Origin of the sequence: Serratia liquefaciens, assembly GCF_027594825.1 — a bacterium.
In the GTDB taxonomy this organism is placed as follows: Bacteria; Pseudomonadota; Gammaproteobacteria; order Enterobacterales; family Enterobacteriaceae; genus Serratia; species Serratia liquefaciens_A.
Genome location: NZ_CP088930.1, coordinates 2,694,124 through 2,717,179 on the forward strand (window position 1 = coordinate 2,694,124; position 23,056 = coordinate 2,717,179).

Annotated in this window: 14 protein-coding genes; 3 read left to right on the forward strand and 11 right to left on the reverse strand. The window is 54.0% G+C overall.

The annotated features are described in order from the left end of the window. Positions 1 to 120 precede the first annotated feature (120 nt). From rsmJ to LQ945_RS12310, 4 genes are all read right to left on the reverse strand, one after another. Positions 121 to 873, reverse strand: coding sequence for a 16S rRNA (guanine(1516)-N(2))-methyltransferase RsmJ (rsmJ, locus tag LQ945_RS12295; RefSeq protein WP_044554842.1), 753 nt, complete (start codon positions 871 to 873; stop codon positions 121 to 123). A gap of 8 nt (positions 874 to 881) precedes the next feature. Next, positions 882 to 2,924 carry an oligopeptidase A gene (gene prlC, locus LQ945_RS12300; protein ID WP_122080428.1) on the reverse strand — a complete coding sequence of 681 codons (2,043 nt, stop codon included), beginning with the start codon at positions 2,922 to 2,924 and terminating at the stop codon, positions 882 to 884. 120 nt (positions 2,925 to 3,044) lie between these two features. Then, entirely contained in the window at positions 3,045 to 3,506 is a 462-nt protein-coding gene (locus LQ945_RS12305; protein ID WP_270100872.1) for an HIT family protein, read from the reverse strand. Between the two features lie 85 nt (positions 3,507 to 3,591). Further along, complete coding sequence (locus tag LQ945_RS12310; protein WP_270100873.1) at positions 3,592 to 5,034, reverse strand: amidase; 1,443 nt, start codon at positions 5,032 to 5,034, stop codon at positions 3,592 to 3,594. 109 nt (positions 5,035 to 5,143) lie between these two features. On the opposite strand from LQ945_RS12310, the gene LQ945_RS12315 reads away from it, so the two are divergent. After that, positions 5,144 to 6,061, forward strand: coding sequence for a LysR family transcriptional regulator (locus tag LQ945_RS12315; protein WP_270102985.1), 918 nt, complete (start codon positions 5,144 to 5,146; stop codon positions 6,059 to 6,061). Here LQ945_RS12315 and LQ945_RS12320 read toward each other — a convergent pair. Further along, positions 6,056 to 6,460, reverse strand: coding sequence for an ASCH domain-containing protein (locus LQ945_RS12320; RefSeq protein WP_262242357.1), 405 nt, complete (start codon positions 6,458 to 6,460; stop codon positions 6,056 to 6,058). The two genes, LQ945_RS12315 and LQ945_RS12320, sit on opposite strands and share 6 nt — an antisense overlap. Before the next feature lie 135 nt (positions 6,461 to 6,595). Between LQ945_RS12320 and LQ945_RS12325 the strand changes: the two genes are divergently transcribed. Beyond that, positions 6,596 to 7,438, forward strand: a complete 843-nt coding sequence (locus LQ945_RS12325; RefSeq protein WP_044554847.1) for a 23S rRNA (adenine(2030)-N(6))-methyltransferase RlmJ — start codon at positions 6,596 to 6,598, stop codon at positions 7,436 to 7,438. A 129-nt stretch (positions 7,439 to 7,567) separates the two neighbouring features. Further along, positions 7,568 to 8,920: a glutathione-disulfide reductase gene (gorA, locus tag LQ945_RS12330; protein ID WP_044554848.1), complete on the forward strand. Its 1,353-nt coding sequence runs from the start codon at positions 7,568 to 7,570 to the stop codon at positions 8,918 to 8,920. A 70-nt stretch (positions 8,921 to 8,990) separates the two neighbouring features. On the opposite strand, the gene LQ945_RS12335 is transcribed toward gorA, so the two are convergent. The 6 genes from LQ945_RS12335 to LQ945_RS12360 form a co-directional block, all read right to left on the reverse strand. After that, entirely contained in the window at positions 8,991 to 9,998 is a 1,008-nt protein-coding gene (locus LQ945_RS12335) for an HlyD family secretion protein (protein WP_270100874.1), read from the reverse strand. 88 nt (positions 9,999 to 10,086) lie between these two features. Beyond that, on the reverse strand, positions 10,087 to 11,103 hold the full coding sequence (locus LQ945_RS12340) for an NADP-dependent oxidoreductase (RefSeq protein WP_270100875.1): 1,017 nt from the start codon (positions 11,101 to 11,103) through the stop codon (positions 10,087 to 10,089). A 68-nt stretch (positions 11,104 to 11,171) separates the two neighbouring features. Then, positions 11,172 to 11,795, reverse strand: a complete 624-nt coding sequence (locus LQ945_RS12345) for a hypothetical protein (RefSeq protein ID WP_270100876.1) — start codon at positions 11,793 to 11,795, stop codon at positions 11,172 to 11,174. Continuing rightward, positions 11,792 to 13,387 carry an MDR family MFS transporter gene (locus LQ945_RS12350; protein WP_270100877.1) on the reverse strand — a complete coding sequence of 532 codons (1,596 nt, stop codon included), beginning with the start codon at positions 13,385 to 13,387 and terminating at the stop codon, positions 11,792 to 11,794. The genes LQ945_RS12345 and LQ945_RS12350 overlap by 4 nt, the downstream gene beginning before the upstream one ends. Next, positions 13,384 to 17,457 carry a non-ribosomal peptide synthetase gene (locus LQ945_RS12355; protein WP_270100878.1) on the reverse strand — a complete coding sequence of 1,358 codons (4,074 nt, stop codon included), beginning with the start codon at positions 17,455 to 17,457 and terminating at the stop codon, positions 13,384 to 13,386. Before LQ945_RS12355 ends, LQ945_RS12350 begins: the two co-directional genes overlap by 4 nt. 75 nt (positions 17,458 to 17,532) lie before the next feature. Beyond that, positions 17,533 to 23,037: a type I polyketide synthase gene (locus tag LQ945_RS12360; protein WP_270100879.1), complete on the reverse strand. Its 5,505-nt coding sequence runs from the start codon at positions 23,035 to 23,037 to the stop codon at positions 17,533 to 17,535. Positions 23,038 to 23,056: the final 19 nt, after the last annotated feature.

Below are 23,056 nucleotides of genomic sequence, written 5' to 3' on the forward strand. Positions count from 1 at the left end.
AAGGTAAAAAATAAAATTGGGAGGTGGATCAATGAATACCTCCCTATTTCGCCCTCTATGCCCTAAATCATTGGCGTTGTATCAAGGCGGCTTGTAGGGGCGCAGCATGCTGCGCCCAAATTAACGAGGATAGGGCATATATATATCGAAACGATGGCTCTTGGTGGTCGAGGCCGCATGCGCAGGCACGTTAGCCAATGGCGGAGCGTAATCCGGCCGCTTGACCACCACGCGCTTGGTCGCCAGACGGCGTGCCGGCTCCAGCAGACCATCGGCATCGTCGTCGCTGCCCACCAGCGACTGGAACACCCGCATCTCTTTCTTCACCAGCGCGCTTTTCTGCTTGTGCGGGTACATGGGATCCAGGTACACCACCTCGGGTGGTGAGTCGAGCTCGGCTAACGCCGTCAGACTGGAGGCATGCAGCAGAGTCATGCGTTCGCGCAGCCATGGGCCGATTTCCGCATCCTGATAGCCACGTTGCAGTCCGTCGTCCAGCAAGGCAGCCACCACCGGATTACGCTCCAGCATCCTCACCCGGCAGCCCAGCGATGCCAGCACAAAGGCATCACGCCCCAGCCCGGCCGTGGCATCCACCACGTTTGGCCGATAGCTGCCCTTGATGCCGACCGCCTTCGCCACCGCTTCGCCACGCCCGCCGCCGAAGCGGCGCCGGTGCGCCATAGTGCCGGAGATGAAATCGACGTAGATCGCCCCCAGCTTGGGTTCGTCACGCTTACGCAACTCCAGACGTTCCGGCGTCAGTACCAGCGCCATCGTCGCGTCGTCGTCCGAAACCAACTGCCAGCGTTCCGCCAGAATAGACAAGGCGCCGGGATCGGCGCCTTCTTCACACAATAAACACACGCTCACCGGTGGGGTTATCCTTTAATGCCGTAATGGCGCAGCATAGCATCCAGCTGCGGCTCACGGCCACGGAAGCGTTTGAACAGTTCCATCGGCTCTTCGGAACCGCCACGCGACAGAATGTTGTCGAGGAAGGATTTGCCGGTTTCGGCGTTGAAAATCCCCTCTTCTTCAAAGCGCGAATAGGCATCGGCCGACAGCACTTCTGCCCACAGATAGCTGTAGTAACCCGCTGCGTAACCGCCGGCAAAGATATGGCTGAAAGCATGCGGGAAACGACCCCAGCTTGGCGAAGGCACGACCGCCACACTCTTTTTCACTTCTGCCAGCGTTGGCAGGATCTGCGCACCTTTCTCTGGGCTGTATTCGGCGTGCATGCGGAAGTCGAACAGGCCAAACTCCAACTGGCGCAGGATGAACAGCGCCGCCTGATAGTTTTTCGCCGCCAGCAGCTTGTCCAGCATCTCTTTCGGCAGCGGTTCGCCGCTTTGATAATGGCCGGAGATAAATGCCAGTGCTTCCGGCTCCCAGCACCAGTTTTCCATAAACTGGCTTGGCAGTTCGACCGCATCCCATGGCACACCGCTAATCCCGGAAACACCGGCGGTATCGATTTGGGTCAGCATATGATGCAGACCGTGGCCGAACTCGTGGAACAGCGTGGTCACTTCGTTATGGGTGAACAGCGCCGGCTTGTCGCCCAGCGGGCGGTTGAAGTTACAGGTCAGGTAGGCAACCGGTTTTTGCAACTCGCCATTAGCCTTGCGCAGGCTGCCGACGCAGTCGTCCATCCAGGCGCCGCCACGTTTGTTTTCACGGGCATACAGGTCGAGGTAGAAGCTGCCGCGCAGCTCACCGTTAGCATCGAACAGATCGAAGAAACGCACCTCTGGATGCCAGGTATCCACATCTTTGCGTTCTTTGGCGGTGATGCCGTAAATGCGTTTGACCACTTCGAACAGCCCTTCCACTACGCGCTGTTCCGGGAAATAAGGGCGCAGTTGCTCGTCGCTGATCGAGAACAGGTGCTGTTTCTGCTTTTCGCCGTAATAGGTAATGTCCCAGGCTTCCAGCTCATCCACACCGTAATGCTGTTTGGCGAAGGCACGCAGCTGAGCCAGTTCCTGTTCGGCCTGTGGACGGGCGCGTTTGGCCAGATCGCTAAGGAAACCCAGTACCTGCTCTGGGTTTTCCGCCATTTTGGTCGCCAGTGACTTGTCGGCATAGCTGTCAAAGCCCAGCAGCTGGGCCAGTTCGTGGCGCAGCGCCAGCGTTTCCGCCATCACTTCACTGTTGTCCCATTTGCCGGCATTCGGCCCCTGATCGGAGGCGCGGGTGGCAAAAGCGCGATACATCTCTTCACGCAGCGCACGGTTATCGCCGTAGGTCAGCACCGGCAGATAGCTTGGCATATCCAGCGTCAGCAACCAGCCGTCCTGCTCTTTGGCCTGCGCCATCGCCTGGGCCTGAGCCAATGCACTTTCCGGCAGGCCGCTCAGCTCGGCTTGATCGGTGATCAGCTTGCTCCAGCCCATGGTGGCGTCGAGCACGTTGTTACTGTACGTAGAACCCAGCTCGGACAGGCGTGCCACGATCTCGCCGTAGCGACGCTGTTTTTCCGGCGACAGGCCAATACCCGACAGTTCGAAATCACGCAGCGCGTTTTCAACCGACTTGCGCTGCGGCGCGGTCAGTTGCGCAAAGGCTTCGCCCTCTTTCAGGCTGCGGTACGCCTGGTACAGCCCTTCGTGTTGCCCTACCCAGGTGCCGTACTCGGACAGCAACGGCAGCGCCTGCTCATAGGCGGCGCGCAGTTCCGGGCTGTTTTTCACCGAGTTCAGATGCCCTACCGGCGACCAGATGCGCGACAGGCGATCGTCAGACTCCGCCAGTGGCTGACACAGGTTATCCCAGGTAAATGGCCCCGGCTGCGCGACAACGCGCTCTACCGTAGCGCGGCAGTCATCCAGGGCGGATTGCACCGCGGGCACGATATCTTCTGGACGAATGGCGGAAAACGGCGGCAGGGAAAACGGGGTCAGCAACGGATTTGTCATAGGGCAGTCCTGATTAGCGTTGGGGCCCGCCACGACGGGCAGGCCTTAAAATGCGTATGAATATCTAACATGGAGCCAAGCAGCAGGAAAATCAATGGCCCGACGTTGATAGATAGTGCCTTAAACGGCACTCTGGCGGATCTTCGCGGCCAGCGAGGCCAGATGCTGGTCGTCGGCGCGCGCCGCGTCGTGGGACGAAAGGTAGCCTTCATAGCGGTCGAAGAATTTCGCCGAGGTCGATTCGATAGGCTGCCACTGCTCCAGCGCAGCGGTACCGTGCATCGGGATCAGCTTGGCATGCACATGGTCGACGCCAAAACCTTCGAACACCATGCCGCAGCGTCCCACGTCGTCAAACGCCCGGTCGAGCAACTGCGCCACTCGCTTGGTCGCCAACATCAGCTCGCTGAGCACCTCGTCCGGCAACGCAAAGGCGTAGCTCTCGTAGTGCGCCTTGGGGATCACTACGCTGAACCCCTCGGTATTCGGATAGATGGAAAGGAACGCCATATGACTCTCGTCCTCCCAAATTTTATGGCACGGCACTCTGCCCGCCACCATTTCGCAAAAGATGCAGCTCATTGTCTCCTCCTGAATGGTACGGCGAGCCAAAAGCCCGCCGTAAAAAGCCTTTCAGCAACATAGCGGATATTTTGCCTTTTGACTGCTATTCCCCCGCATTTCCTGCCCAAATAGCCGGGCGCCGTTGATGCCAGGGCGCTGCCCGCTCCAGTTGCCCTGCCAATTGCAGCAGCTGATCTTCACGGCCAAAACCGGCGACGAATTGCATGCCTATCGGCAGATTGTGTTGCGCATCATGCGCCAGCGGTACCGACATCGCCGGCACGCCGGCTACGTTAAACACTGGCGTGAACGGCGAATGGTCGAACAAGTGTGCGGTCCACTCCAGGCCACTCATATCCGCCGTTCCGGTACCGTAGCGACCGATCCGCCAGGGCAAGTCAGGCATGGTCGGGGTCAACAACAGATCGTACCGCTGGAAATAGGCGCCCACGGCACGAGTCACCCGGTTACGCACTTCAAGCGCCGCAACCATATCCACCGCCCTGGCGGTCAATCCGTAGCGGTAACAGGCCAAGGTTTCCGGCTCCAGCATGTCGGTTGAAATCGCCCGTCCGGTGGTTTGGCTCAGCCCCTCGACCCAACCGACCAGATTGGCACACCAGATCTGCGCATTGGCGAATACCAGTTCCTGCCAGCTGACGCCGATCGGCATCTCCGCCTCGGCGACCTGATGGCCCAGCTCGCTCAGCAGCACTGCGGTATCGTTGGTGGCCTGAACGATTTGCGGATCGGTTTTCCCGCCATTCCAGGCCTGGGTCATTATGCCGATATGCAACCGGCCAGGGTCTCGGGTGACCTGCGACAGCCAGGACTCTGCCGACGGTGTCGTGTAATAAGGTTCGCCGGGATGGGGGTGTTGTAGCGCATCCAGTAACGCGGCGCTGTCGCGTACCGTGCGACTCAGCCCCAACTGAACGCCAAAACCGTTGAACACTTCATCCATCGCCGGGCCATGTGATACCCGACCGCGCGTCGGTTTAAGGCCGAACAGCCCATTCGACGACGCAGGCACGCGAATAGAACCGGCGGCATCAGTGGCATGTGCCATAGGCACGACCCCGGCAGCAACCGCCGCACCGGCTCCGCCGCTGGAACCTCCGGCGCTGAAATCAGGGTTCCAGGGATTGCGCGTAGCACCGTACAACACCGCTTCGGTGGTGGTGCTGAACGCCATCTCCGGCGTGGTGGTTCTGCCAAAGGTCACCAGCCCTGCGCGATGGATATTACTCATCAGATAGCTGTCTTCCTCGGCAATCTGCCCCTGTGCCAACCGGCTCCCCAATTCAAGGCGCTTACCGGCCATGCTGATAGCGATATCCTTGATCAGAAAGGGAACCCCCGACAGCGGGCCCCGCTTCTCCCACTGCGGCTGCAACCAATGTTCCACCACCGCATTGATCGCCGGGTTTACCGCCTCAACCGCAGCCCTCGCCGTCTGCTGTAGCTCCTGCGCACTGACTTCACCCGCCTGTACCAATGCTGCCAACCCCAGCGCGTCGTAGCTGACGTACTCGCTCAGTTTCATCGTCTCTTCCTTCATCCGTTATGGTTTCGCCGGGTTTTCCGACGTCCGTTCCACGGTAGGAGGATTGGCGCTATAGTTGAAATTGATAGATTTAATACGAGGAATAGTTATCAACAATTTAAAGCGGGTCGATCTCAACTTGCTGGTCACGCTGGAAGCGCTGCTCAGCGAACGCAATGTGACGCGGGCGGCGGCACGCCTCAATCTGAGCCAGCCGTCGGTCAGCATTCAACTGGCCAAGCTGCGCGAGATTTACCACGATCCCCTGCTGCTGCCCGGCCCGCGAGGGATGTTGCCCACGGCACGCGCGCTAAGCCTGTTGACGCCTCTGCGCCAGACGCTGGCCGACCTCGGCCGCCTGCTGGCGCCGGAACGCCCGTTTGATCCGCTGCTGGCCGAAATGACCTGGCAGCTGGCCGCCGCCGACGCCGCCGAATATGCCATCCTGTTGCCGATGCTGCCCCAACTGCGGCAGGCGGCCCCCAAATCTCGCCTGGCGATCCGCGAGGCATCGCCGAAACACATGAGCCGCGATCTGGCAGACGGCGTGATCGACCTCGGTTTTTTGTCCCGGGAAGAAGCCCCCGCCGAGCTGCGCCATCGACAGTTGTTTCGCGAGCAGTACCTGCTGGTAGGCCGTCGTGACCATCCGTTGTTGCAAAGCCCCCCTTCGCTGGAGCAGTTTTGTCAGTTGGAGTTCGTGATGGTTTCGCAAGACGGCGGCGGGTTTCGCACCCTGATAGACACGCTGTTGGAAGCGCAGGGATTAGCGCGACGCGTCGTGATGTCGCTGCCGCACTTCCTGTTCATCCCCGCGCTGCTGGCAAGGTCCGATATGGTCGCGATGCTACCTTCGCGCATGCTGGGCGAACTGCTGGGCGACCTGCGCACCTGGCCGGCGCCGTTGGAAATCCCCGGTTATGACATGGTGATGGTATGGCATGAACGCTCGCACCGCGATCCGGCCCATAGCTGGCTGCGTGAGCAAGTGGTTGACGCCCTGGAGGGCTCGGCGACGCCACTATAAAACCTCAACCAGCTCAAACTGTTGAAACACCAGCCACATCTGGGGCGAAAAAGTGCCTTCACGCGTAAAAAAATCCTGGTGCCCTTGCCGCCAGAACGCGAGGCTTTTATCCCCCTCACCCTCCTGTGCCGCCATCTCGGCCGTAACGTCGCAATAGCGAGTCAGCCTCAATGACAGGATCCTGATGACGCAGGCCGGTTCGCCGCGACCGTCAAGCACGACGTTGTAATCCCCAACCCTGGGTTCTTGCTCTTGCTGATAAGAAAGATAAGAACAGCAGGTGGCAGTTTTCTGCCCCTCGAGCACCCGTTGCAACAGCTCGTCTGCCAGCGCCGGGCTGTCGCCGAATGGCCAACGAGACGCGCCGGGATATTTAGCCAAAATGGCCGCTTTAGTCATTGTCCTGCTCCTTGATAGAAGGTCTGAGGTAACGCATTTCACTTTTTCCCGCCCAGACAGTTTATACTGTGCAGAATATAAGCCTTTATTCTGTTCAGCAGGCTCCGTCGGGAGCACAAGGAATTACCACAAGCCATGTTAAGTTACCGCCACAGTTTCCACGCCGGCAACCACGCCGACGTGCTTAAGCACACCGTTCAAAGCCTGATCATCGAATCGCTGAAAGAAAAAGAGAAGCCGTTCCTGTACCTGGATACCCACTCCGGCGCAGGACGCTATCAGCTGAGCGGTGAACACGCCGAACGCACCGGGGAATATCTGGAAGGCATCGGTCTGCTGTGGCAACGTGATGACCTGCCGCAAGAGCTGGCAGCCTACATGAGCGTAGTGCACAACTTTAACCGCACCGAAAGGTTGCGTTACTACCCAGGTTCGCCACTGATTGCCCGTCAACTGCTGCGTCCGCAGGATAAAATCCACCTGACCGAGCTGCACCCGAGCGACTTCCCGTTGCTGCGCAGTGAGTTCCAGAAGGACGAGCGTGCCAAGGTGCAACGCGCCGATGGCTACCAGCAGTTGAAATCCCAACTGCCGCCGCTGTCGCGCCGCGGGCTGATCCTGATGGACCCGCCTTACGAAATGAAAACCGATTACCAGGACGTGGTAAAAGGCCTGCAGGAAGGCTACAAGCGCTTTGCCACCGGCACCTACGCGCTGTGGTACCCGGTAGTGATGCGCCAGCAAATCAAGCGCATGCTGAAAGATCTGGAAGCCACCGGCATCCGCAATATTCTGCAAATCGAACTGGCGGTAAGACCCGACAGCGACCAGCGCGGCATGACGGCCTCCGGCATGATTGTGATTAACCCGCCGTGGAAACTGGAACAGCAGATGAACAACGTGCTGCCGTGGCTGCACAAAACCCTGGTGCCGTCAGGCAACGGTCACCATTTGGTGAACTGGGTGGTGCCGGAATAAGCTTCCGGGGCGCGGCCTGCCGCGCCTTTACCCCACCTATCACAGCCATCGACGCAATCTTTGCGACAAACCTGCATCAGGCGTTAAACTCTTACGCTCTTCGATTCACACAATTCATGGAAATCCCAGATGACCAAACATTACGATTATCTAGCAATTGGCGGCGGCAGCGGCGGCATCGCATCGATCAACCGGGCAGCCATGTACGGCCAGAAATGCGCACTGATTGAAGCCAAAGAACTGGGCGGCACCTGCGTAAACGTGGGTTGTGTACCGAAAAAAGTTATGTGGCATGCGGCGCAAATCGCCGAGGCCATCCACCTGTACGGCCCGGATTACGGTTTCGATACCACCGTCAACGCGTTTGACTGGAAGAAGCTGGTCGCCAACCGCACCGCTTATATCGACCGCATCCATAATTCCTACGACAACGTGCTGGGTAAAAACAAAGTCGACGTGATCAAAGGCTTCGCACGCTTTATCGACGCCCACACGGTGGAAGTGAACGGTGAAAAAATCACCGCCGACCATATCCTGATCGCCACCGGAGGCCGTCCAAGCCACCCTGACATTCCAGGTGCAGAATACGGCATCGATTCAGACGGTTTCTTCGATCTGGACGCCATGCCAAAACGCGTTGCGGTGGTGGGTGCTGGCTATATCGCGGTAGAAATCGCCGGCGTGCTGAACGCGCTCGGGGCCGAAACGCACCTGTTCGTACGTAAACACGCGCCACTGCGGACTTTCGACCCTATGGTTGTCGAGACCCTGGTGGAAGTGATGAACACCGAAGGGCCAAGCCTGCACACGGAATCCGTGCCAAAAGCCATCGTCAAAAACGCCGACGGCAGCCTGACGTTGCAGTTGGAAAACGGCAAGGAATTCACCGTCGACAGCCTGGTGTGGGCGATTGGCCGCGAACCGGCGACCGATAACCTGAACCTGGCCGCTACCGGGGTGAAAACCAACGAAAAAGGCTATATCGACGTCGATAAATACCAAAATACCAACGTAAAAGGGATTTACGCGGTGGGCGACAACACCGGCGCCGTCGAACTGACCCCGGTCGCCGTTGCCGCAGGCCGTCGCCTGTCAGAACGCCTGTTCAACAACAAGCCGGAAGAGCACCTGGATTACAGCAACATCGCCACCGTGGTGTTCAGCCACCCGCCGATCGGCACCATTGGCCTGACCGAACCGGAAGCGATTGAGAAATTCGGTGCGGACAACGTGAAAGTGTACAAATCTTCCTTCACCGCCATGTACAGCGCCGTGACGCAGCACCGCCAACCGTGCCGCATGAAGCTGGTCTGCGTGGGCAAAGAAGAGAAGATTGTCGGCCTGCACGGCATCGGTTTCGGCATGGACGAGATCCTGCAGGGCTTTGCCGTAGCCATTAAAATGGGCGCGACCAAGAAAGACTTCGACAACACCGTGGCGATCCACCCGACCGCCGCAGAAGAGTTTGTGACCATGCGCTAAATACCGTCACAGTACTGCATGGGTCATATGCTTAACCATATGACCCTTTTTTTAACTGCAGACTCAGCCATCAGCCGCGGGTATCCACCGTCACAGAGGCCGACAAGCCGCTGTCGATCTGCTCGGGATGGTCAAAGACAATTTTTACAGGCACACGCTGCACGATCTTGGTGAAATTCCCGGTAGCGTTATCGGGTGGCAATAACGCGAAGGTTGCCCCGGTGGCGGGTGAAACGCTATCGACTTTGGCGTAAAACGTTTTCCCCGGGTAAGCGTCAATGTAGACTTCTACCGGTAACCCTTTACGCATCCGCGCCTTTTGGGTTTCTTTGAAGTTGGCACTGATCCAAGGGGTTTTTCCGGACACAATACTGGCGATGGCTTGCCCCGCTTGCACCATCATTCCGACCTGCAGGCTGCGATTACTGATCACGCCGTCAATCGGCGCGACTATTCGTGTATAACTCAGCGTCAGCTTTGCTTGCTCTAGGTTAGCTTGAGCTTGTTCCACGTTAGCCCTGCCCTGTTCAATCTCGCTTTGTTGTACGTTAAGCTTATCGCTTTGCGTCCTCAGACTCGCTTGCGTCTGGGTGTATTTCGCCTCTGCCACCTTGTAACTGGACGTTGCATTATCCATATCACCTTGTGAAACATAATGTTTTTTATCAAGAATTTGAAAACGAAGGTATTGTTGGCGCGCGTACTGCAGACTGGCTGCCGCGGAACTTACGTCGCTACGGTATTCCTCTATGGTGCTTTTTTGCATCTGATAACTGGCTTGGGCATTGGTCAATGCAGCCTGGCTCTGCGCCAACGTCGCCACCGCTTTTTGTACGGCGACAACAAACTCCCTGTCGTCCAACTGCGCCAACAAATCACCTTTTTTTACTCGATGGTTGTCCAGAATATTTGAATTAACCACCACAGCACTGATGCGAGCGCTGATATTGGTAATGTCAGTTTGTATATAGGCGTTGTCGGTGGTTTGGAAATAACGCCAATAAAGAAGCCAATAAAAAAAACCGGCCAGCACCACTATCAGGGCAAGTAATAAAGCTATTTTCCTAGTGTGTTTCATAGCTGATTCCAATAAGCTGAATGGCGTTCGAGCGCCATTCAGGTTTAAAAATGGGTCATCTTGGGTGCAATATTCACTTTTCTCGTTATCACATCCGTATCAATTGCTTGCCTAAATGTTTGCCATTGAGCAAGTCAATAAATGCCTGGGGGGCATTTTCCAGTCCGTCGGCTATCGTCTCGCGGTATTTCAACTGACCTTTTTCTGCCGCATTCAATAAGAAGGTGTCCGACTCAAGGTAATCCTTGAACCATTCAGTCACCAGGAAGAAACGATTCACAGGAGCGTCGGGCAGGGAGGAGAAAAAGGCCGCAGGACTGGCTGCATCAACCTCAGTGCCCAGATTGTAATTAGCGGCATTCCCGCAGATGGGCACCCTGGCACCTTCATTCAGTAATTTGGCGACAAACAGCGAAATGCGCCCGCCAACGTTCTCAAAATAGATATCGATACCTTGTGGACACGCGGCGCGAAGATCGCGTTTGAGATCCGCAGTTTTATAGTTCAGGCAAGCATCGAAGCCCAACTCCTCAACTGCATAGCGACATTTTTCGTCGCTCCCAGCCAGTCCCACAACGCGACAGCCTGCCAGCTTGCCGAGTTGCCCCACTACCGAGCCCACCGACCCCGAGGCGGCAGAAACCACCAGCGTCTCACCCGGCTTAGGCTTCGCTATTTTGTTCAAACCAAAATAAGCCGAACGGCCAGGCGTACCCACCACGCTGAGAAAAATAGTGGGAGACAATGCCGTTGGCGGCAAACGATGAACGGTAAAATTTTGCGCATCGCCAACATAATATTTCTGCCAACCGGAGAAGCTAAATACGCGATCACCAACACTAAACAGAGGATTACGGGAGGCAACAATCTCACCAATAGTTTCCCCCTGGATCACCTCCCCTAACTTGATCGAACTAATATAACCGGTGCTCTTATTGAGCCTTGCGCGAGTATAAAGGTCTATCGATAACCACTTATTCTCGACCAGGAACTCGCCTGGATGTAATTCACCTACGGTGTCAGTTTCGACCCTGAAATTTTCCAGCGTTGCGGCCCCATCCGGGTGGCTATTTAATACGATCGATGTATTCTCAAACTGACTCATGTCGTTCCCCCTCTAAACTGCATATGAAATGATTTTCAGAGCCGGCAGCAATACTCGGCCAGGCGCGGTTAACGTCCTTTGGCGCGCAAATGGGATGTCCACCGGTATTTTGGCCAATAAAAACTGAACCACACCATCAGTAAGGTCAGCGGCCACCCACTCATAAAAATAATCGTATCGACAGGCAAGTCCTCCCTGTGCGATAGCGTATATACCCCGATAGCCTTCAGCAGAAACACCAGGATCCACGCCAGAGAAACTTCATGCCAAACCTTGGCATATTGTGGAGTGCCATAGGCTGGAATGCTTTTCAACATTGGCATCGCCTGCTCTGCCAGCGTGCGAACCATGGGTTTCCCTATCAGGGAATAGAATGCAAACACTATCACCACGGAGAGTGCACCACTCACCGAGAGAAATACGTTTTCTTTCTTGATGGCGAATGGAGCGTATCCATGCAAATAAACGTAGTGACTGAACCCTGACACCAGGATTAATGCAATCACCGACAAAGAACCGCTGCGTTTGGTCAGGAGCTCCACAGCGCCGGAATAGAGAGCCGTCACCAATAATGCAAGGCCCGCCCCCCCCCACCAGAAAGCAATGTTATAAAGCACGATAGGGGCAATAATGGTGATGCGCGCGTCGCGCGATAGCAGGTAATGCCAGACAGTCATCGATTTTTGACTCATCGTCCCCCCTCTTTTTTTGCATACAAACGAAAATCATGAGAAGAGAACAAGACGAGCAGCGCCGTTGCCAGCATCATTCCTCCCATGATCAGAAACAAATCGTTAAATGCCATAATCTCCGACTCACGAGCGATCCTTTTACCCAGCAACGCGCAAGCCGTACTTTTGACACTTATGGCATCGGCCGCCAAACCGCGTTCGATCAGAAGGCTTTTTATGTTGCTGAGATATCCCGTAAACGCATTGCTGCCTGAAACCAACGAGGTCTTGATGACATCAACATGGGTGTAAATTCGCGTGATGAAAAACGTGCTCAGGATAGCTGTGCCACAAGAACCGCCGAGGCTGCGAAAAATATTGATCAACACGGCAGAGGAAGCGCTGTCCTTTTGTTGGACATTTCGGGTGGCGAGGAGGGAGAGAGGCACCATGATAAAAGGTTGCCCTAATGCGCGGATCAACATAGACCACGCCATCTGCGGCCCGGCAAAATTGCCATCCATCGAACAATCCATAAATGCGCTGATGGCCAGGCCAACAAACCCAATGCAGATCAGATATTTGGGGTTATAGCGTTGAATGAGCCGAGGAATAAACGGCAGGATGATCAACTGAGGAAAGCCCATCCAGATCACAACCGTGCCGATTTCGGACGCATTGTAATCATGCACCATCGTCAGATAGTAAGGCACCAGGAACAACGTGCCATAGATAGCCACACCTAACATGGCGAAAATTACGATGGCGCACGAAAAGTTATAGTCACGAAACAGCCTTAGATTGATCAGCGGATGGGGGTGCGTAAGTTGGGAGTACATGAATATGATAAAGCTGATGCCAGAGGTTATCGCCAGCACGCAGATCATATTGGACTCCAGCCAGTTTTCCTCTCCCCCCTTTTCGAGAATGACCTCCAGCGCACCCAAGCACAGCATGACGGAAACAATGCCGACAAAATCCCCATGGCGAATGATGTTCCAGTTAATAGTTGGGTGTTTTAAAGCGTACTGAATCAGTCCCCACGACAGCAGGGCCGGAATGGCATTGATATAAAATATGGCGTGCCAGGAAAAATTATCGGTCAACCAGCCACCCAACGCGGGCCCCACCGCCGGCGCAAATGTGCCGATAATACTGAATAAGGACATACCTAAAGGCCGCTTTTCCATCGGCAGGATCTCGATAATCAAGCGAAATGAAATCGGGATCAGCGCACCGCCGCTGAACCCTTGCAACGCCCGAAATACAATCATGGAGCTCAGGTTCCAGGCGGCGGAACAGAGCAACGATGCCCCGAGAAAACCGGCAATACACCATAGAGCATAGCGCCCCGTGCCCAGCGCCTGGCAAAGCCAGCCGCAAAGCGGGATAGCTACAATTTCGGCGGTGAAATAAGAGGTCATCAGCCAAGAACTGTCGTTCAACGTCGCGGAAAGCGCTCCCTGGATCACTTTCATTGATGAGTTGGCAATTTGAATATCCAGGATGGCCATAAAGCCCCCTATCAACCCGCCGATAATGGCGCACCACTCACGACGGGATACTCCGCCCTTCTCGGCCGGGGTATCCCGTGCCACCGCAGTGGTACTCATGACAGCACCTTACATAACTGACTGGCTGTCTGACTGATTTGCGGGGTATTCATCATTGAAATGTGATTACCTGGTGCGTTTATGACCGTCAGTCCCCCTTTTGCCAGCAACGCCCAGCCGAGGCCAGGGGTCTCCTGACGAAGGCGATCGGCCAGAATATCTTCGGCCTCTGCGACAACGATTTTGCCGGTATATTCTGCGCCCTGATAACCGTCTGTGGCGGAAATATGGGCCTGCAAGATCGTCAGGAAATGCTGAAAATGAAGGCTGCTGATGTTATCCGGTACCAGATTTGCTCGCTTGAATTCTTGCAGGAAGAGTGCAGAACGTTGCGTTTCAGACATCGCCGCCAATGCCGGGCCGGCAATCGCGAGTGAAATGCCGGTAAAGCGCTCGACCTTACGTGCAAAATAGGCCAGCCGTTCGTACTCATCCAACGGCATCGCACGATCAACCTTAACCTGGGGCGCTGGCTGGTCCAATACCAGCACCGTCGGCGTCGATCCAATGGCTGACTGCAGTTGTTGAGCCATTTCGAAAGCAATGGTCGCACCTAAAGACCAACCGCCCAAGACCAGATTCGGCCGTTGGACTATCTCTTGCGCCTGTAGCAGATAAAATGCAGCTAATGTTTTGATATCGTGGTTGTAGGCCTCATCTTTGCTAAAGTCAGCCACCTGCAAACCATACACCGGATACTCCGTCCCCAACTCGCGGGCCAGCGGGTGGTAACACAAGATGTTGCCACCTGCAGGATGAATCAGCAGCAAGGTTGGTTTACTTTCCACGTTCCCTGGATTAAGTAACACTAACGGTGATAACTCTCGGGGTTCTTTTTGCGTTAGCAGGGCCGCAAGCTGCCGGATGCTGCTGGATTCAAACAGCTCACCCAATGATAAAGAGCTGCCAAAATGCTGGTTTACCTCAATAATCAACTTCAATGCAGTGACTGAGTTTCCCCCCAGTTTGAAGAAATCATCTCGCGTATCCAACTGCTCGCGTTGCAGCACACGACAATAAATACCGTAGAGATGCTGTTCTATCGCGCCTTCCGGCTCCTTAGCCTGTTGAGACATATCAACGGAAGCGAAGGGCAGAGCCGCATAGTCGATTTTTCCGCTGGCCGTCAGCGGCAGCTTTTCCAACCATACCCATTGATCCGGCTGCATATAGTGAGGGAGTTGGTGTTGCAAAGCCGCCTGCACCTGAATGCATCCTTCCTTCATCACACCACAACAGTAAGCCACCAGCCGCGTTTCGCCTTCGCTTAGCGGCCATTGCTTGACGGCAGCTTGTTCAACGCCAGGCTGTTGCAGTATCACATGCTCTATTTCGCCCAGCTCCACACGGTAACCGCGTACTTTCACCTGGCGATCGAGCCGTCCCAAAAATTCAAGATTGCCATCCGATAACCAGCGCCCCTTGTCACCAGTACGGTAGAGACGTTCGCCAGCCAAAAAAGGGTGGGGAATAAAATGAAGACGATTTTGCGTTTCAAGCCCCACATAACCGGCGGTCAGGTGCGCTCCCCCCAGATAAATCTCGCCGGGCAGACCTATGGGGACTAGCTGTTGTTCAGGATCAAGCACTAACACATGGCTGTCCGCCAAAGGCTTGCCCACCGGTAAATAGTCACCAACGCCACAGTCAATAACGTCAGGGAGGGTATAGGTAGCAACACCGACGGTGCATTCAGTTGGCCCATAATGATTAACAATTCGGCAATTTTCCCGCCATTGGCGGACATGCTTGACCAACGAGAGCGGTACCCTTTCCCCTCCCAGAACCAACAAATTACGCGGCAGCAATGCGATTGCCTGTGGAGAGGTCAATAATGCCGCCAGATGCGTCGGCGTTATTTTCATGCAATCCAGCGGTTGATCGGCCAGATAAGAGAATAATGCCTGGGGATCGTTGAGCAGTTGGACACTGATCACCTCAAGCTGCCCCTGATTGATCAGCGCGGGGAACAACATGGTGTGTGCCAGATCGGTGGTGAAAGAAGAGAACATGCCATATCGTGCACCCACCGGTTGGTTGAGAACCGGGGTGATCGCCTGACAATATTGGCTCAGATGGCCATGGTTTACCCTGACGCCCTTGGGTTTTCCGGTACTGCCGGAGGTATAGATAATGTACGCGGGTGCATCCACAGATGCTTTCGATGAAGCGGGATTGCCGCTGGGTAGCGCATCGAATATCTGATCTATTGGGATTACAGGCCTTGAGATGTCGGGGGAATCCGCATCCACCAATATGAAGCGCACCGCAGAATCCTGCAAAATAAACTCGACCTGTTCCGCAGGCAGACCCGTATCGATGGGAACATAACATCCGCCCCCTTTCAATACGGCCAGCAGGGCCACGACGCTACGCTCGCTTTTTCCCATGAAGAGCGCGACAGGCTGCCCCGGCAATAGACCCTTCACCAGCAAATGGTGCGCTAAACGATTGGCTTGCTCATTGAGCTGTTGATAACTCAGTGTGCGACCGGCACAACGTACTGCCAGCAATTCAGGAGATTGAGCCGCCTGACGTTCAAATTGCTCATGAACAGCCTCGGGCACGTTATGGGGAGTAGGCTTGCATCCACTCAGCAACTGCAGGCGCTCCGCCCGGCTCACCAGCGACAAATCTTGCACCCTGAGTTGGGGGTGTTCGATGAAGGCTTCCAGCAGAGTTCGCAAATCGTTCAACATGCGCGTTATCGTGCCCCGATTAAACAAGTCAGGGTTGTAGTTCATGGTAAACAACAAGCTACCGCTGTCTTCCTCTACCCACAGATTCAAATCCAGTTTTGACACGCCGTAATCAACCTTGAGCGGCTTATAGGTGAACCCTGTGGTGTTATGGAAATGCGGAAATACCTGATAGGTGAGCGCGGCCTGAAAAAGCGGGTTGACCTGCGGGTTACGCACATAGGCTATTTTGTCGAGAATATCATTGAGTGGGATCGCCTGATAAATCTGAGCCTGCTCACTCTCTTCACGAGCGCTTTTGACGATTTCCTGGAGCTTCGACACCGGACTTACCATCAAACGCAGGGGCAAAGTATTCATAAACAACCCCATCATGTTCTGTGTCTCGGGTTGATTACGGTTTGCGAAAGGCACGCCGATAACGATCTGTTGTTGTCCGCTATGCTTATGCAACAGGAGCGTATAGGCTGCCAGGATCACGTGGAACGGAGTGGCCCCCTGTTGCGCCGCATACGACTGAAGGCGCTGGATGAACCCCTGATCGAAATACTGACCAATCATACTGCCAGCCGTGCTCATCCTCGATGGCCGCGGGCGATCGGTCGCTATCTCAAGCGCTCCTCGCATGTCTTTAAGCTTATTTGCCCAATGCATCAGCCCTTGTTGGTAATCCGTGCTGGAATACCACTGCTGTTCGGCCAGTGCATAATCGGAGAATTGCAGGAAACCTTCGGTCTGCGGCATATCGCCATTAAGCACTCGGAAATAGATCTCCATAAATTCTTTGAAGAATAAATTAACCGTCCAACCATCGGAAATAATGTGATGAAAGGTCAGTAACAAGACATACTCATGATGATTGGTTTTAATTATTCGCCAATACGAAAGCGGCCCATGTGCCAAATCAAAATGCCGACGACCTTCCTCGCGCGCTACTTTTTCTATCCAAGCATCCCGTTCATCGTCAGGCATCGACGTAATGTCGTCATAGTGGAAATTAAGCAGGAGTTCATCGCTGACACACTGACACACCTCGTCGGTGACTACTTTGAACGTGGTGCGCAGAATGCTGTGCTTTTGCGTTAAGCAGGCCAGCGCTTTTTTAGCCACCGCCATGTCGATATCCTGCTCAACCCGACAAGTGATGGCATAAGGATTGTTATATGCCTTCGCATCATCAAGATATTGGTCAAGCACCCACAGGCTTTTTTGGGCACCGGTCACTGGAAAGTGCGTTCTGCCAGACTCACTGTTTTTCTTGATGATTTTACCGGATGCAGCGGCCCCCGGAGTTTTTCTCTCTCTGGCAATTTTTTTCAATTCATCCAGGCTCAGCGATTTGAGCATGGCGGTACTGATTTTAGTCATCATCGAATCCCGCTCTTGTCTGATTAAACATATTTGCCCAAGTGAATGCCCCCATGCACATGCCTGGGGGCGGCGGGATTATTCGCCTTGCAGCAACGCCTCCAGCTCCGCAAGTATCAGCTTCGATAGACCTTTAACCGTTTGATCTTGATAGAACAAATCGACACGAATATCGATTTCGAAAATACCCGAGACAGTCGAAACAACCTGAACCGCCAACAAAGAATTGCCGCCGAGCTCAGTGAAATTGTCGTTTACACCAATCCCCGAAATACCGAGGATCGACTGCCAGACCTTAACGATTTCTTTTTCTATTTCGTTTTCCGGCGCCACATACTCCACCGACAATGCGGGCCTGACATGGCCATCTGCTGCCGTCTCACTCACTTCTTCCTGCACAGTTTCCTCTTGCGCTGGGATTGACTCATGGATCAGTTGCCCAAGGTCGCTGGTGACAATCACCAGCTGTTCAAATTCCAGGTGAGAAAGTTGCCGCTTCAAGGCATCAAGCCCCTCGTAGAATAGAATGTCCTTGTCAGCCAGATTAACTTTTACCTCCGGTGTAGCCTCTTTATCGGCCTGTTCTACCACCTGGTTATCCTGGGTCATTTTGATCAACGTATAATTTTCCAGCGTCAATAACGGCATACCGGTATGCGACAAGAAGACAATATCCATCGTAATAGCGCTATCTTGCGGCTGATAAGGGCGTTTCAGCTTGATATGGGCATAGCAATCCGCAGCTAGCGGCGCATGGTAGGTTATTTTGCCGTAGCTGATCGGCAGGAAGTTATCTCTGGTGATATATGTCAGGCAGCGGATCGCCGTGGCATCGATTAAGGCCGGGTGATACGGGTAACGCACGAAATCATCGAGGAACTCAGGACCCATCACCTTATGCATCAGCCATTCGTTTTCCCCACGCAAGATCCCCTGGTGATTATCCCAGCGCGGGCTTAATGACAGGAAAATATCGCCGGTATTAGCATTGCCAAGTTCGCGATCCAGCGGTTCGTAAGGTAATTCCGTTGCGCAGCGTTCACGAATAGCATTGATTGAAATCGGCACTGTTTCTGGCTCTGCACTGGTACGCCCCACCGTACCCAACGCATGTTCCTGCCAGCCCAGCTCCAATACTCCGCGGCTTCTCAAACTGAATTTGTAGCCATTGCTCTCCGTGGTAACCAGCAGGTTCATCATACGTGGCCAGGCGTTGTGATAAATGACCGGCTTCGTCAGCAACAGGTTCTTAACCTGCAGCTTCTCTTGTGGCTTGAAGCGGCTCATCCATTCGTGCAACATCGAGAGTATGGTCGCCCCCACCAATGACGGTTGATGAGTCAAACGGTGTTCATCAATAACCCAATCCTTTTGCACCGCAAGATTAACCTGATAGACCTCTTGCAACCCTTCTCGGCCGACCAGGGTTAGCAGGTCGCCGACGACCTCTTCAAATACGGCGGACCTACTATTATTCTTCTTCTCCAACAACTGTTTGTTCCAGCGCACAGCCATACCAATATCGCCCCATTTTCCCCAGTTGAGGGACACGGTACGGCCCGAACGTTGTTGGTTGCGATAGTGAGCGAAAGCATCCATGAACGCATTGCCTGAGCAGTAATCAATGCGCGCCTCATCGCCAACGATAGAAGTGATGGAGGAAAACAGAATGAAGAAATCAGGCTGTTTGTCCTTAAGCAGGTCGTCCAATATCAGGCTGCCGATCACTTTTGGATCGAGCACAGCTGCGCAATCTTCGTCACTTTTCAGCGGGATAATTCCACCGCCGGCAATTCCTGCGGTATGGAATACACCATCAATACGAGCAAAAGTAGAGAGCATATCCCGCATACCTGCATAATCGCAGACATCGACCTGAGCAAGATGCACGGTATTTCCTCGTTCCTCCAATCGCAGTATCCCGGCGAGCTTCTCACTCATCGGATCGTCTACCGGATGTTGTTGCAACCAGGACTGCCATTCCTCACGGGGAGGCAACGCGGAACGGTATGTCAGAATCAAAGTGGTATTGCCAACCTCTGAAAGATAGCCGGCAACCAGCATGCCCAAGCCACCCAATCCGCCAGTAATCAGATAGACACCGCCCTCTTTCACCGCTGCAAACAGGCCTGTATCATCATGTTTCAGTTGAACAGCCTGGTAATCTTCCTCCCAGCGGTTACCTCCACGATAGGCCACCAGATTTCCGTGTGTATCAATGTGACTTTCGGCAATCAGTTGTTGAGCGATATCTTGAGGGACGGCGTAACCAAATAAATCCACATCTACCACATGACACTGTACTTCGGGATACTCGTGATAAAATACGCGGGCAGGCCCAATCACCAGCGCTTTTTGCGGCGAATACAGCTGTTCTTCCGTCACATTAAAAATGTTATTCGTCACGAACAGGAGATGCAGATTTTCCAACAGGTTCTCACTCACCAATGCCTGCTGTAAGTAGAGCGGACTGTAAAAGGCATTGACCTGCAACGCACGGCGACAACCAATAAATTGTGGTTCCACGTTATCAGCGGACAAGTTCCACAGGTTGATGATGCGAGTTGGACGTAATTCTCTTCCTTTGACACTTTTTAACAAGCGTACGTAATCTTCACTTTTCGCGGGATCAATCACATAGCAGTCATTGGCCAGATCTTCCTGATAGTGGTTCCCTCGCCAAACGGCCAGCACGTTATGCCCGGCTGCAACTAATTGTTTTTGTATATGTTCAGCGATCACCATGGCATCAACGAACAGTAACCAGCATTCTGTTGCCGAATCGGTAGACTCTCCCGCCATAAACCTGGCCGGAATGGTGCGCTTCCAGGTTGGCATGTAGAACCACTCAGCAATGTCAGCCTTTTTTCGTTTGCGGGCATTGAGGGATTTCGCATCTTGCGACGAGCCACCTTCGTGACCGTTCTGAAGCGCTGGCAATTTGAACGCCTTACGCTCAAAGGGATAACCAGGTAACGGTAATCTGCGGCGATGTTCACCGCTGTAGAACTTGGTCCACGAAATTTCAACGCCGCTTGCCCACAAATTTCCTAACGTAGTGAGCAGGTATTCACCGGTTAAATCCACCTCTTTCGCGGTAGGTAGTGAAGAGTAGATCAGCGTTCCTTCATCCGCTTTGAAATGCTGCTTGGCGGAGGACTCCAAAGAACGACCCGGACCAACCTCCAGGAAGATATACTCCTGATGCTCTTCAGACATCAACGTTTTGAATGCATGAGAGAACAGCACTGGATTGCGCACATGTTTAACCCAATAATCACTGTCCGTAGCCAGCGCATCGGTCATCCAATCGCCACTCACCGTCGAAACGAATGGGATTTGTGGGGCGTGCAATTCAATGCCGTCAATGACTTCTTTAAAGGCAGGTAAAACCGGCTCCATCATGTATGAATGGAAGCCGTGTGAAGTATCCAGATGCTTGCAGAAGATATTGCTGTCTTCCAATTGCTGTTGGAATATTTCTACCTCATCCAACTCCCCGGCCACCACACACAGACCCGGGTAATTCACCGCTGCGATTTCCAATTTGCCGCCCTGCAATCTACTACGTAGCGACTCTTCGTCCATCAACACCGCTAACATGGCTCCTGCAGGTAATGCTTGAACCAGCTTCCCGCGTAGCGCAACCGCACGTAGCGCATCTTCCAATGAAAATACGCCGGCAATACAGGCCGCTACATATTCACCAACGCTATGACCTATCATTGCATCAGGTTTTATGCCCCACGACATCCAAAGCTGCGCCAGGCTAAACTCCACGATAAATAACGCGGGCTGGGTAAACTGTGTTTCATGAATGCGCGATTTTCCTAAACCCTCCTCCCCCTGGAAAATAATCGATTGCAGGTTCACGCCCAAGATCGGATCCAGATAACGACAACAGTGATCCATCACTTCGCTAAACACTGGGTAAGCGGTATACAGTTCACGCGCCATATTGACATACTGGTTACCCTGGCCCGGGAACATGAACACTACGGGTTTACGGCTCTTACCGGTGGTTGAAATGATGGAAGAGGGTTGGCTGAGTTTCTCCAGTAACCTTTCTCTGCTGTTACCCACCAACACCGTGCTGTGTGCGAACTGCTGACGCCCCACCTGCAGGGTATAAGCAACATCCGCCAGGCTAACGTCCTTATTCTCGAACAGATAGTCATGCATGCGTTGTTTCATGGCATCCAACGCAGTTCGACTCTTGGCCGAAAAAGGCAGCATTATCAGCCCATCATGCCGATCGCTGTTCTCCCTTTGCGGCGGTGCTTCGAGAATAACGCAGGCATTGGTCCCGCCCACACCAAAAGAATTCACTAAAGCGCGGTGCGGTATTTCTGAAGTTTCCAGTTTGCTCAACTCGGTATTCATCACAAACGGGCTGGTTTCAAACTCGATATTGGGGTTTGGCGCAAGGTAATGCAGTGATGCGGGCAGTTCCCCGGTTTCCAATGCCAAAGACGCCTTGATGAGACTGGCCATTCCGGAGGCAGCATCCGTATGCCCAATATTGGTCTTTACCGATCCGAGACGACAATACTGCGTTTTATCGGTGAATGCTTTGAACGTCTGGCTCAGTGAGGTGAATTCAATGGGGTCACCCAATGCAGTGGCGGTGCCATGCGCTTCAACAAAACTGATAGTCTCAGGATCAACTTGCGCATTGGCGAAGGCCTGTCTGGCTACCGAGATCTGGCCTTCAATACTGGGTGCGGTATAGCCCGCTTTCAGATTTCCGTCATTATTAATCGCTCCGCCTTTCAGCACCGCGTAGATATGATCGCCATCGCGCAGCGCGTCATTCAAACGTTTTAATATCACCACGCCCGCCCCACGGCTAAATACGGTCCCGTTGGCACGAGAGTCAAAGGCGTAGCAACGGCCATCAGCTGACTCCATCCCCCCTTGCATATACTGATATCCGCGTCGTTCAGGCGTATCGAGTGAAACGCCGCCGGCAACAATCAAGTCACTTTCACCATTCAACAAACTGTTGATCCCCATAACCACGGCGACCATCGCGGTAGAACACGCGCTTTGCACATTGACGCTAGGGCCTTTCAAGTTCAGTTTGTAGGAGACGCGCGTTGTCACGTAATCCTTATCGTTATTGGTTACCACCGAGGCGCCACTGACGTATTTTTGCACCTCAGGGTGTGCATTCACTTTATTGAGGTGCCACGCGGTACCCGTACCGCCAAATACACCGACTTTTCCGGGATAGGTGGCCGGTACATAGCCGGCATCTTCAAAGGCATGCCAGCTGCACTCCAGGAAAACCCGATGCTGCGGATCCATGATCTCCGCATCGCGTGGCGTGATATCAAAGAAGTTAGCGTCAAAATACTCAGCGTTGCCCAAAATCCCTCTGCGACGAATATAATTTGGCGAGGCAATCATTTCCTCTTCAATTCCACTGGCCCGGAGTTCCTCTTCGGTAAAGGTGCTGATCGTTTCTACCCCATCCAGCAGGTTCTGCCAGAACATTACGGCATCTTCTGCACCAGGGAAACGTGCGGACATCCCCACAATGGCGATATCCTTATCTCGGGTCGTTGCTTGATTATTCATCTTCCTACCTCACCATATG